Here is an 11,987-nt window from a genome sequence, read left to right on the forward strand (position 1 = left end):
CTTTTTACACTGGGTATTATTGCCGGGCGTTCACCTCCCACGGTTTATGCATTTTTAAATCCCAAGTTTCCATCAGCTACTTGGGATTTTTTTTGCCCGCGATTTGACCTCGGTATCACACTTCTATTTCGGCAAACTCTGCACGCATCCGTCCATTGTGCTTGGCCTGGTACAGCAATTTGTCGACGCTTTCGACAAACCCCAGCATCGCACTGTTCGGCGTCACGATATGCGTGCCGACCCCCAGGCTCAGGCTCAGCAGGTTTGATACCGGTGAAAACCCATGTTCGATCTGTTGCTGGCAAATCAGATGCAGGCAACGTTGCGCCACTTGCCTGGCCGATGCGGCGTCGGTTTCCGGCAATAACCAAACGAATTCCTCGCCGCCGATGCGCGCGATGAAGTCCCGCGGTCGGTTGGCCGCCAATGACAGCGTGCGTGCCACCTGGCGCAGGCATTCATCACCCTTGATATGGCCGTAGTGGTCGTTGTACTGCTTGAAAAAATCGATATCCAGGATGATTAACGACAGCGGCAACTGGCTACGCTGGGAGCTGGCCCATTCGCGTTCCAGCACGGTATCGAACATGCGGCGGTTGGCGATACCGGTGAGGCCGTCCTGGAAGGAGTATTCCTCCAGCTGTTTTTGCAGGCGAGTGAGGTGCTCTTCGGTCTTTTTGCGCTCGCTGATATCGAACATGAAGCCGATCAGCGCTTCGACCTCGCCATCCTTGCGTACCACATGCACCACGTCGCGAATCCACACATAGTCGCCGTTGACCGTCAGCGCGCGGTAATCGGCCTCGTGGTCCACCCCGGCACGGGATTGCGAGACACAGAAATTCACAACGTATTCGCGGTCATCCGGGTGCATGCGCTCCACCCAGTCATTCACGCTGACCCAGCTTTTCGGCGCCCAACCCAGCAGCGCTTCGATCTGCGGGCCGATATAACTGAAGGTCATGGTCTGCCAGTCGATGCGCCAGGGGATGGCCTTGGTCGATTCCAGCAGCGTCTTGTACACATCGCTGTCGGGCAGGCTTGGGAGTTCGGTGCTCATGATTGGGCGGCTCGCGATGATGGCTAAACGCCAACAGCGTCATTTGATCATGGGCTGGAGTCAAGCGCTGGGTGCAGCAGCAGACGGGAGGTCGAGTGATGGGCATTCTGGCGTCAGCCGTGGGGCATTTACGCGGTGAAAAGCGGCAGGGTCGATACGTTTGCATCCCCCCGCGCTCCAGGCCGGACGCGGAGGGGTTAGCGCGCGGGATCAGCCGTTGACGGTGTCGGTCGGTGTCGCGGCGGCGCCGTAATAGCGCCAGCAGCAATGCCGATGCTCCGGCACGATCACACAGCCGCTGAGGCTGACGATCAACAAGGCGGCGACCAGCATGGATAGGCGACGAGACATGGTATTTCCTCATGGGTGTGTTGTGCGTACTGGTTAAACGCCGTCACCCGTGTAAATCCGTCGCGAAGCTTTCAAACATTTCATCAAGCCTTGCCATCCCCTGCGCAATACTGCGTTTGACCACTGCCTGAAAAAAAACGCCGCGGCCTGCGACGGATTTTCCGGCACACGCCGTTCAACCCATCAGCAGCGTGTATTCCTGCACGCCAATGAAGGAGTTGCCATGAGACCCCTGGCCCATTTGCGTTATGCCGTGCTGATCCCGCTGGCCTTCGCTGCGTTCGTCAGTACCCCGACCTTTGCCCAGACCGACATCATCATCCAGCAGGCGCCACCCCCGCAGCGCGTGGAAATGATTCCCGCCGAGCGCCCCGGTTATGCCTGGGACCCTGGCCACTGGCGCTGGGAAGGACGCGGTTACGCCTGGGTGCCGGGTCACTGGCAGCCGGTGATGCGCCATGCCCGCTGGGAGCCTGGGCACTGGGAAGCCCATGGCCCGAACTGGTATTGGCGTGAAGGGCACTGGATTCGCTGAAACCTCTTAGCCCCGGACCGAGACTTGCCCGATTGAAAGACACTGATCCGGACGTTGAGCTGCTGGCACGTATCGGCAATAACGAACCTGCGGCCGTCAACGAAATGGTGACCCGCAAGCTACCCCGGTTGCTTGCGCTCGCCGGTCGAATACTGGGCGATGCCGACGAGGCCAAGGACGTGGCCCAGGAAAGTTTCCTGCGCATCTGGCGCCAGGCTGCCAATTGGCGCAGTGGTGAGGCGCGTTTCGATACCTGGCTGCACCGGGTGGTGCTCAACTTGTGCCGTGACCGCCTGCGCCGGCGCAAGGAGCGCCCGTTGAGCGACGAAGAGGCGCTGGAGGTGGCAGACAGCTCGCCATCGCCTGAAGAGCAATTGGAAACCCAGGACCGCAGTGCACGCATGGCCGCCGCGTTGGCGGCCTTGCCCGAGCGCCAGCGCGAAGCCATCGTGTTGCAGTACTACCAGGAGCTGTCGAACATCGACGCCGCGGCCCTGATGAATATCAGCGTCGAGGCACTGGAGAGCCTGCTGTCGAGGGCCCGACGCCAGTTGCGCAGCCAACTTGCCGACACACCCGGGCTTGCCCGCCCAGGAAGGGGAACACCATGACACCCGAACGCTTTGCTTATCTGGCCGACGCCTACGGGGCGGACCTGCGGCGTTGGCCCGATGCTGAACAGGCACCGGCCCAGGCATTGCTCCGCAGCGGCAATGTGCATGCGCGCGAAACCTTGCAGCAGGCGCGTTGGCTCGACAGCCAGCTGGACAGCTATCAGCCGCTCGTCGCCGACGCGGCGTTGGTCAGGCAGATTCGCCGATCCGCAGTGGGCGGTGAGTCTTTCTGGTCGCGTTACGCCGGTTGGTTATCGCCGGCCGGCCTTGTGGGCGTAGGGATCGCAGGCGTCGTCACGGGAATGCTGGTGGCGTCCATGAGCGTGCCGCTGCCCATGCGGTCATCCGACGTGCTGCCCAGCGTCTTCGACCAGGGCGACGCGGAAGTCGTCTTCACCGTCAATGCCGAGGAAGCCGAGCAATGACAAGCAGATCCCTCAAGCCGTGGTTGCTCGTTTCGGTGTTGCTCAACGTGTTTCTTATCGGCGGCGTCGGTGGCGGCCTCTACCATTGGATGGCCAACACGCCGACCGCCGCAGCGGTGGTCAATCAGCACGGCTTGCGCCAGGCGATGTTGAAGCTGCCGGTGGAGCGACGCAGGGAGCTGCGCCAGTTGTTGCGCCACAATCGCGACGACAGCCAGCCGCTGATCATGGCGGGGCGTGAAGCGCGATTGGGTGTGATCAAGCAATTGGAAGCGCCAAGCCTGGACCGTGAGGCATTGGTGGCAGAGCTGGCCAAGGCACGGGAGGCCGATATGGCCCTTCGGGCACTGGTGGACAGCACCCTGGCGCAGTTCGCCGGTAACCTGCCCCAGGATGAGCGGCAGAAGCTGGTCGAGGCGTTGTACATGCGCGGGCAGGCAAAAAACAAATCGATGCCCCTGGAGTCGGTAGGGAGTAAGCCTCGATCCTGAGCTGTTTCATCCTGACAGACCTGCTACGGGCGCGGGTCTGTCATTGACGCAAACGATGTGGCCAGCGTCCGGTAAATCAGACGGTCATTGCTGTCTGCGTCGCCATCGCCATCGGCGTCGATGAGGTCCTTGACTTTTCGATACTTACCGTAGCGGTCGGGGGCTGTTACCGTCACGATAAAGTCAGCTGCAGAGATGATGTTGTTGCCGTCTTTGAAATGCAGGATCTCGATATCCGTTGTTGAGCCAGGTTTGAATCTTATCAATATGCGACTAAAGCGCTTCTTATCACCGATGTCGCTCAAGGTGACCAAGTCGGTTACCAGCTTGGCGGCCAGCTCATAGTAGGACGCGTCATTTTCGTCACCTTTACCGTTACCATCCACATCTTCCGGCTTGCTGATAACGTAATACTTCCCGTCATTGTTGAGTGAAGACACACGTACGGTGAAGTCTGGCTTATCAAGTTCGTTATTTTCATCGCTGAGGCGAGATATCAGGACTTCGGGTATGTCATCGTTCCCGAACACTTCTTTGAATTCGTAGAGTAGCTTCATGGCATTGCATCCTTCCTGTGGCAGCGAAACCTGCGTCTACGACCGTAAGCCGATGACGTCGATCGGTCTACTGTCAACATTGACAGGTGATTGCCCGTTCAATGTTGGCGACCGCGACGGATGCTGAGTGCGGCGCTACAGGCGCCGCAGGAAGGATTTGACGATGTGCCGGGTGGCGTCGGTGGTGTCCAGTTCGTCCACAGCGCCGTAGGCATGCCACTGGCAGTCGACGATCTCGTTGCACGGCCGTGCATCGGCGATATTCACCACTGAGGCTTCGAACACATGGTGCAGCGTGTCGCGGGCCTTCAGTTCCTGCAGGTACAGCAGGCCGTCCACGTTCAACCCGGTTTCTTCTTCCAGCTCCCGCTCGGCCGCGCCGACGGGGCGTTCATGCTGTTCGACCTTGCCACCTGGCAGTGCCCATTTCGACCTGGCCTTGCGTACGAAGAGGATATGCCCTTCGTGTTCGCAAATGACGGTTGCGCGTATTTTCATCATCTGTGCTCCCACGGCGCAATGTCTGTCACAAAAGTGTAATGCAATTGTCATGCTAGGTGGTTGTAGCGCGTCGGGTTAGGTACGTGGATACTGCCTGATTGATGAAAACGGACGAGGAAAACTGATGACGACCGTACGTTGGGGCATGATCGGCTGTGGCAGTGTCACTGAGTTAAAGAGTGGACCGGCTTTCTACAAAGCGCCAGGCTCAGCCCTGGTAGCGGTGATGGGGCGCCGCGAAGCGGTTGTGCGCGATTATGCAGCACGTCATGGCATTGCGCGCTTCTACACCGACGCCCAAGCGCTGATCAACGACCCCGAAGTGGACGCGGTGTACATCGCCACGCCGCCCGACAGCCACCTGGAGTACAGCCTGATGGTCGCGGCGGCGGGCAAGCATTGCTGCGTCGAAAAACCCATGGCCCTCAACGCCGAGCAGAGCGCGTTGATGCAGCGCACTTTCGAACGTGCTGGCTTGCACCTGTTCGTTTCCTACTACCGCCGCTCGTTGCCGCGTTTCCAGCAAGTGCGTGACTGGTTGCGGTCCGGGCGTATCGGCGAGTTGCGCCAGGTCAACTGGAGCCTCTGCAAGCCGCCAGCCGCCGAAGACGCCAGCGCCGCCAATTGGCGCACCGACCCGGCCATTGCCGGCGGTGGTTATTTTGTCGACCTGGCCAGCCACGGGTTCGATCTGTTCCAGTTCCTGGCCGGGGACATTGTCGAGGTCAGCGGGTTTACCGCGCGGCAGGCCGGGGAGTACACGGCTGAAGATGCGGTGACCGCCTGCTGGACGTTTGGCTCGGGGGCGCTGGGGATGGGCTGCTGGAACTTCGTCGCGGACCGCCGTGAAGACCGCGTCGAGCTGATCGGCAGTCGCGGCCGCATCACGTTTGCGGTGTTCGAAGACCAGCCGCTGCACCTTGAGAGCGACGTGGACGAGGTGCTGGAAGTGCCGTGCCACGAGCACATCCAGTGGCATCACGTGCTGGCGATGAACGCACACATTCGTGGCGAAGCCGAGCATCCGTCGCTGGCGATCGAGGCGTTGAAGACCGACCGCATCCTGGACAAAGTGTTGAAGCGTAATCCCTACCATCCTGAGTAGTTTTCCCCAAGGCCGCGTGGCTTCGGCGCCTATCGCCGGGGACACCCGCGGGCCGACAATGGTCGCCTCTTTTTTTCAAGGAACAGACGGATGAACTACAAGGCAGCCTGGATGGCTATGGGGTGGGTGCTGGCATGTATGGTGGCGCAAGCGGCACCGCGTGAGCAGCGGCCAGCCGGGGATTTTGATTTTTATGTGTTGTCGCTGTCGTGGTCGCCGACCTTCTGCCTGACGCACCCGGACAACGAGCAATGTTCGGGCAAGGGCTATGGGTTTGTGCTGCATGGGCTATGGCCGCAGTACGCAAAGGGCGGGTGGCCGGCATCGTGTGATCCACAATCGCGATTGTCGGTGCAAGACCTGGCCAAAGGCGCGTTGATATTCCCGACACGGGCATTGCTCAAACACGAATGGACCAAGCACGGTACCTGCAGCGGCCTCGACGCTTCGCGCTATCTGGAGGCGACCGATGAGGCCTTGGGCGCGGTACAGATTCCGCAACAGCTGCAGCCGTTCGATGCCCCGGCCTACCTGCAGGCGCGCGACATCGAAAACCTGTTTCGCCAGAGCAATCCCGCCATGGGCGACCACAGCGTGGCGGTGATCTGCAAGGGCAAGGTGTTATCGGAAGTGCGGGTGTGCCTGAGCAAGGAACTGCGGTTTGCCGGCTGCCCCCGGAGTGTGAAGACCCAGTGCCGCGACGGCGATATTCGGATTCCACTGCAGCGCTGATCAACTGCCTGGGTGCAATGCAATGGCGGCAGGTGCCAATGCGGCGTTGGCACTCGAGGCTCCGGCACGGTCGGCCAGGTAACGCGCTGGCGGCTGGCCCATTGCCTTGCGGAACATGGTGATAAACCCGCTGGCGTTTTCATAGCCCAGGTCCAGGGCGACCCGCTGCACGCTTTCACCCTTGGCCAGGCGTTGCAGGGACAGGATCACATGCAACTGCCGGCGCCAGCGGCCGAAACTCAGGCCAAACTCCTCCAGCAGCAGGCGCGTCATGCTGCGTTCGCTCATGCCGATGCGTACCGCCCACTGGGCGAGGGTGGCCTTGTCCGCGGGGTTGGCCAGCAGGCTGTCAGCCAGGCGGCGCAGCCTTGGGTCCTGGGGCATCGGCAGGTGCAGGTGTTCGATCGGGGCCATGGCCAGTTCGTCCAGCAGCGTGTTGATCAAGCGCCCCTGTGCCCCGTCCACTTCATATAACGGCGGGAAGCTCACCGCTTTGCTGATCAGCTCATGCAGCAGCCCGGACACGGCCAGGGTGCACGCCTGCGGGGGCAGGGCGTTGGCGGCGTGCGGGTCGACCAGCAGGCAATACACCTCCGCCGCCCCGGAGCCACGGGCCGCGTGGGGCATGCCACCGGGAATCCACAGCGCGCATTGCGGCGGCACGATCCAGATACCGGCCTCGATTTCACAATGAATCGCCCCGCGCAGGGTGTACATCAACTGGCCCTTGCGGTGGGTGTGTGGAGCATGCTCCCAACTCTGTGACGCGCTGCTGGCGCTCACTGCCACCACGGCACGTGGGATCAGGTCGGCATCCTTGGCGCGCGAGGGGTCATGCAGGTCGAGACGATGGCGCTTCATGGCAGTGTCGCGGCTTGGCTGAGTTGCGAAACATTCTGGCTATTCTGTGCAATGTCGTCCAGCGGTTCGGCGTCTATAGTGAGATCCACTCTCATTCAGGAGCTTTGCCATGCGACTCGACAGTTCAACCTTCCCTGTGGTGAAAATCGTCTTTGACGCGCCCAACGAAGGCGGGCCGGACGATACTTTCGTGATCTTCGAAAGCCTGTTGGCGCGTCAGCAACCCTTCCTGCTGCTGCATGAAAAAGCCGTGGATGAGAACAATCACGAACACTCCCACGAGGAGCGCAAACAAGCCTCGATCTGGATGAAGAAAAACAAACCGGCCCTGCGCGCGTTCGTCAAAGGCATGATCCAGGTGGAACCGAGCGCGGCCAAACGCCTGGCGCTCAAACCGTTCACCATCACGTTCAGCAAGGCGTGGGGCTATCCGCTGCTGGTGGTAGGGTCCCGGGAGCAGGCGTGGGCACTGGCGCGGGACGTGCTCGATGAGCGGGTTTGCGATGTGGCGCAATTTTGAAATGTGCACCGGGCGGGGGGCGTCAGTCGCTGTAGACAGTCCGCCCCGGCTGATTTCCTTCACCTTTGCCGAACCGGGGAGGGAGATTGTGTGGGGCTTGCGAGCACATTGAAGTATCCTCCGCGCCCCGCTATCACTGATTCAAAGAACGATGACCTCACACGCTATGCAGGCGATGCTATCGGCGATCCTCGACGAAGTGCGCCCACTGATCGGCCTCGGCAAAGTCGCCGACTATATCCCCGCATTGGCCGATGTACCGGCCAACCAACTCGGTATTGCGGTGTACGGCAACGACGGCTCCGCCTACTGCGCCGGCGATGCCGACACCTTGTTCTCGGTGCAAAGTATCTCCAAGGTATTCAGCCTGGTGCAGGCCATCGACCACGGTGGCGAAACCATCTGGGAACGCCTGGGCCACGAGCCTTCGGGGCAACCGTTCAACTCCATGGTGCAACTGGAATTCGAACGCGGGCGACCCCGTAACCCCTTCATCAATGCCGGCGCGCTGGTGATCTGCGACATCAACCAATCACGCTTTGCCGTGCCGATTTTGTCGATGCGTGACTTTGTGCGGCGTCTGTCGGGCAACCCGCAGATCCTGGTCAACAGCGTCGTTGCCGAATCCGAAGCCCAGCACGGCGCACGCAACGCGGCCATGGCTTACTTGATGAAGTCGTTCGGCAACTTCCATAACGATGTGGACGCGGTGCTGCACAGTTACTTCAACTACTGCGCGTTGCAGATGAGCTGCCTGGATCTGGCCCGGGCATTCAGCTTCCTGGCTAACGCGGGGGTGAGCGCCCACAGCGGCGAGCAGATCTTGACCGCGCGCCAGACCAAGCAGGTGAACTCGATCATGGCCACCAGTGGGCTGTATGACGAGGCGGGCAACTTTGCCTACCGCGTGGGCTTGCCGGGCAAGAGCGGGGTCGGCGGCGGGATTGTCGCGGTGGTGCCGGGGCAGTTCACCGTGTGCGTATGGTCGCCGGAGTTGAACGCAGCGGGGAATTCGCTGGCGGGGATGAAGGCGTTGGAGTTGTTGAGCGAGCGGATTGGGTGGTCAGTGTTTTGAGATTAACGCGACACTGTGCACGGTTAAACGAATGACTCAACAGGCTCTAAGCTCATGGAATCCGCAGATAACACTGCTAGGTCCATGAGCTTGATCCAGGTGAGTGGCTTTCACGTTAATCAATCGGGTTTCAGATTGGATTGCATTTTTCGGCGACAGCGGTCTCGTGAGACACATTCGGCCGGAAGGGTTCCAAGTTCCACTCCGCTTTGTTTTTTGCGATGGCGAGGTGACAGACAAATTGTCGACGCATGCCGCCGCCGTCGTTATTTTTCCATTGTGGGTCGTTGGCATATTTCTGAACGAGTTCTTGATAAGCCGCGTCGGTTTTATCTGGGCCAATGAGCCTGCCGCAAGCGGTCGGGATTACCGAAAGAGTCCATTGTTCTTTGTTGGTGCCAGGGTCATAACGTAACAACCAGGAAGCGGAAGCAATATAGGACGTGCAGGTCGAGGTGTTCAGTGAAAAGTTACGATCGTCGGCCCAATTTGACGTTTGACCGTTGAGGGTCTGCCTGGCAGTGATCGGATCATAACTGGCCATCGTTGCAGCAGGGATTCTCCAGGTGCCATCTGAGCCAGCAGTCGTCTTACCAAGCAAGTACGCACCCTCTTTTGGATATACCTCAATTTCGGCATACGGTGCGCTCTTACCGGAAATAGTGAAGGGGGAGGAAACCGTGGCGCCTTCCGCCGGTTCCACAATCGTAGGACGGGTAAGGGCAGTGGTGGGCGCCCCCGGGCCAGTGACGGCCTGGTTCGAGGAACTGAAACCAAACACTACCTCCTCTTGTGCCGAGGTGGGGAGTTTTAGACTGAGTATTGGAACAATAATACCGGTGTCTGTATAGAACTCTTGTTGATTGGCTTGGGCGTCAGCTAGGCTCGCGGCGGTTGTGAAAAAAAAGGCTTGAATCGGTAAAGTACTGCCACTTTTGGGGGGCCAGGCGGTAACTTGCAGATCATTCCAATCGGGGGCAAAACCCAGCAGGTTCTTCGCCTTGATCGACTCCATGAACGGGATACTGCCTCCCGGTACTGTTTTTCTCACATCGAATCCGCACTGAGATAGATAGGGGTCAGAGAATGAAGCGCTGTCATTCCAGTGTTGTAACCATTGTTGGGCGGTCGTGATTCCTTGTAGGGCGCATAAACGACTGGCTTGAAAGTATTTCCCATTCTCCAGGGTGATGCTGCCGCAAGGAACATCGCGATACCAGTCCCAGGAGTCTTTCGGGAATGAACAAAGAACATCAACCGGGATCTTGCCGGGCGGTGCCAGAAGATTGGGATAGATTATATAGCCATTCGCATCGGGCAGATTCCAGGCGAAGTTTGAGAATTTGGCGTCTGCTCTTAAAAAAGAAAATGAAATTGAGTGTCTGGCGATTGATGTTGGGCTAGGGTCCCAGACTCTATAGGCATTGGATTTTTTGGTCACCCTTAACAAGAGGCCATTGCACAAAAAAGCCGGGCGGTTAACGGTTCCGCAGTCGACGGCAGTATCGTGGTATTGATTTTGAATGGCGATCAATGTGTTTTGGCCGTCGGTAATGGAGTCAATAGGCGAACCTGAACTCCATTGCGCATTGGCATGGCTGAATAGAAAGGAGAGGCTTAAGAGTATTAGATGCCTTATGCGTTTCATGATGTGCCTCTTTTTATACCTATAAAATGGGTGGCGAGCCGATGCATTTTTGTCTTTGCATGTAAAGGCTAATCAGTGCGAGGAAAATATGTACCTGTTACTTTTCACAGGTTTTTATATTTTTTAGCTATGGCTGGAGGGGGTCTTATTATCTTGAGTTTTTTAGGTGTTGCGAGCTTTAATGAGAGGGGTGGGATGTCTGTTTAGTTAGTTGTTGGTAGTTGTAATGGCGGGCTCGATATTTTTCATGGGCGAGTGCCAGGTGTTTATTAAGCACGCAACACTTTTGGTCTAAATATCGAGAGTTGATGGGGCTTCAAAAGTGAGAGGTTGCACAGGGGCTGGAAAGCTTCTTTCAATAAACTTTTAAACGTGGGGCTATATGCATGCAGTTCGCGCATTAAACCCTTATCGGAAAAATCCTAGAAGAGCAAACCCAGAATGCGAATGCTACGCTGCCGTCGCAGCCCAGGATTTTTCCCTTTTCTCAGATGGATGTCTGTATGGCCTATGAACGCCATATCGCCCGTGTCGGTCGATCAGTGTGCCAGGCAGCTCCGGGGCTGTGTGTTGGGGCTGCTGCGCAGCCCAACGCGGGGCAAGCCCGCTCGCCACAAAGGGCTATTCAGGGTCTTTTTTGCGTGTCTTCGACCACGGCAAAATCATGCTCACTTCCTGCTGATACCGGCGATACCGCTCACCAAACAACCTCACCAGGTCCTTCTCTTCAAAGCTGGCGCCAATGAAGACATAAACCGTCATCCCTATCGCGAATAGCAGCTGCCCAGACGTCATGTACGGCGTTGCCCAAAAGGCGATCAGAAAACCGAGATACAGCGGGTGGCGCACGATCTTGTAAAGCAGCGGCGTCCTGAATACTGGCGCCTGCGGTGTGGGTTTGCGCCAACGGTCGATGACTTGCTTGAGCCCGAACAGTTCGAAGTGGTCGATCAAAAAGGTTGCCAGTAAAGCGATGCCCCAGCCCAGCCAGAACAGGCCAATCAACAGGGCCTTGGCCCACGTCGTTTCAACCTTCCAAACGGTGAACGTCATCGGTTGCCACAGCCAGAACATCAGCACAAGCACCAGGCTGCTGAGCAGTACATACGTGGAGCGCTCCACCGACGTGGGGATGATTGCCGCCAGCCATTGTTTGAAGCCTGTACGTGCCATGACCGTGTGCTGGACGCCGAATAGCAGGATCAGTGCGCAGTTGATCAGCGCAGCGACGGGCCACGCGACGAGGGGGCCATCGTTGATGTTCTTGGGCACTGCCACGTTGCCGACGAAGCCGATCAAATATAAGCACGTGATTAGGAACACCACGTAACAACAGGCGCTGTACACCAATCCGATGGCACGGGCGGTGCGGTTGTTGTCGAGGTTCATGAGCGTGTCTTTCCCACAGGATGAATGGGCAGCAAACCCGCAGGTCAGCCACTCCATGGCTAAGCCTAGCGGGTTTTGCGTGCACGGTAAGCTGTGAGAGTTGACAGTTCTCGGCGTTGCGGA

General features: G+C 58.5%; 15 protein-coding genes. 8 read left to right on the plus strand and 7 right to left on the minus strand.

The genetic code is table 11. From position 1 onward, the window contains the following. Positions 1-115: 115 nt before the first annotated feature. Together A7317_RS16245 and A7317_RS30875 are read right to left on the minus strand one after the other, a co-directional pair. A complete protein-coding gene (locus A7317_RS16245) occupies positions 116-1,060 on the minus strand; it encodes a sensor domain-containing diguanylate cyclase (protein ID WP_069076323.1) in 945 nt (314 codons plus the stop codon). A 210-nt stretch (positions 1,061-1,270) separates the two neighbouring features. Further along, the gene (locus A7317_RS30875) at positions 1,271-1,411 is read right to left on the minus strand and encodes a hypothetical protein (protein ID WP_024076000.1); all 141 of its coding nucleotides are present in this window, start codon (positions 1,409-1,411) and stop codon (positions 1,271-1,273) included. A 223-nt stretch (positions 1,412-1,634) separates the two neighbouring features. Here A7317_RS30875 and A7317_RS16250 point away from each other — a divergent pair, with 223 nt between their 5' ends. Genes A7317_RS16250 through A7317_RS16265 form a run of 4 tightly spaced genes read left to right on the plus strand, consistent with a single transcriptional unit; the run spans position 1,635 to position 3,476 of the window. Continuing rightward, a complete protein-coding gene (locus tag A7317_RS16250; RefSeq protein WP_024075999.1) occupies positions 1,635-1,946 on the plus strand; it encodes a YXWGXW repeat-containing protein in 312 nt (103 codons plus the stop codon). Between the two features lie 32 nt (positions 1,947-1,978). Further along, entirely contained in the window at positions 1,979-2,557 is a 579-nt protein-coding gene (locus A7317_RS16255; RefSeq protein WP_024075998.1) for an RNA polymerase sigma factor, read from the plus strand. After that, positions 2,554-2,985, plus strand: a complete 432-nt coding sequence (locus A7317_RS16260; RefSeq protein WP_024075997.1) for a hypothetical protein — start codon at positions 2,554-2,556, stop codon at positions 2,983-2,985. Before A7317_RS16255 ends, A7317_RS16260 begins: the two co-directional genes overlap by 4 nt. Next, entirely contained in the window at positions 2,982-3,476 is a 495-nt protein-coding gene (locus A7317_RS16265) for a periplasmic heavy metal sensor (RefSeq protein ID WP_024075996.1), read from the plus strand. The genes A7317_RS16260 and A7317_RS16265 overlap by 4 nt, the downstream gene beginning before the upstream one ends. Before the next feature lie 23 nt (positions 3,477-3,499). Here the strand turns inward: A7317_RS16265 and A7317_RS16270 are convergent, their stop codons facing one another. Next, entirely contained in the window at positions 3,500-4,033 is a 534-nt protein-coding gene (locus A7317_RS16270) for a hypothetical protein (RefSeq protein WP_069076324.1), read from the minus strand. Between the two features lie 135 nt (positions 4,034-4,168). After that, the gene (locus tag A7317_RS16275) at positions 4,169-4,531 is read right to left on the minus strand and encodes an NUDIX hydrolase (protein ID WP_041161240.1); all 363 of its coding nucleotides are present in this window, start codon (positions 4,529-4,531) and stop codon (positions 4,169-4,171) included. Positions 4,532-4,658: 127 nt separating this feature from the next. Between A7317_RS16275 and A7317_RS16280 the strand changes: the two genes are divergently transcribed. Then, positions 4,659-5,639, plus strand: a complete 981-nt coding sequence (locus tag A7317_RS16280; RefSeq protein WP_024075993.1) for a Gfo/Idh/MocA family protein — start codon at positions 4,659-4,661, stop codon at positions 5,637-5,639. Positions 5,640-5,729: 90 nt separating this feature from the next. Then, a complete protein-coding gene (locus A7317_RS16285) occupies positions 5,730-6,371 on the plus strand; it encodes a ribonuclease T2 family protein (protein WP_069076325.1) in 642 nt (213 codons plus the stop codon). On the opposite strand, the gene A7317_RS16290 is transcribed toward A7317_RS16285, so the two are convergent. Then, positions 6,372-7,232 (minus strand): AraC family transcriptional regulator, encoded by an 861-nt coding sequence (locus A7317_RS16290; RefSeq protein WP_024075991.1) that lies wholly within the window; start codon positions 7,230-7,232, stop codon positions 6,372-6,374. 109 nt (positions 7,233-7,341) lie between these two features. Here A7317_RS16290 and A7317_RS16295 point away from each other — a divergent pair, with 109 nt between their 5' ends. Then, positions 7,342-7,752: a hypothetical protein gene (locus tag A7317_RS16295; RefSeq protein WP_024075990.1), complete on the plus strand. Its 411-nt coding sequence runs from the start codon at positions 7,342-7,344 to the stop codon at positions 7,750-7,752. Between the two features lie 166 nt (positions 7,753-7,918). Next, positions 7,919-8,827, plus strand: coding sequence for a glutaminase B (gene glsB / locus A7317_RS16300; protein ID WP_024075989.1), 909 nt, complete (start codon positions 7,919-7,921; stop codon positions 8,825-8,827). A 130-nt stretch (positions 8,828-8,957) separates the two neighbouring features. Here glsB and A7317_RS30080 read toward each other — a convergent pair whose 3' ends face one another. Both A7317_RS30080 and mddA read right to left on the minus strand, forming a co-directional pair. Then, positions 8,958-10,475, minus strand: coding sequence for a DUF2599 domain-containing protein (locus A7317_RS30080; protein WP_024075988.1), 1,518 nt, complete (start codon positions 10,473-10,475; stop codon positions 8,958-8,960). A 621-nt stretch (positions 10,476-11,096) separates the two neighbouring features. Next, positions 11,097-11,864: a methanethiol S-methyltransferase gene (mddA, locus tag A7317_RS16310; protein WP_069076326.1), complete on the minus strand. Its 768-nt coding sequence runs from the start codon at positions 11,862-11,864 to the stop codon at positions 11,097-11,099. Positions 11,865-11,987: the final 123 nt, after the last annotated feature.

Source organism: Pseudomonas fluorescens, from assembly GCF_001708445.1.
GTDB classification, from domain to species: Bacteria; Pseudomonadota; Gammaproteobacteria; order Pseudomonadales; family Pseudomonadaceae; genus Aquipseudomonas; species Aquipseudomonas gorinensis.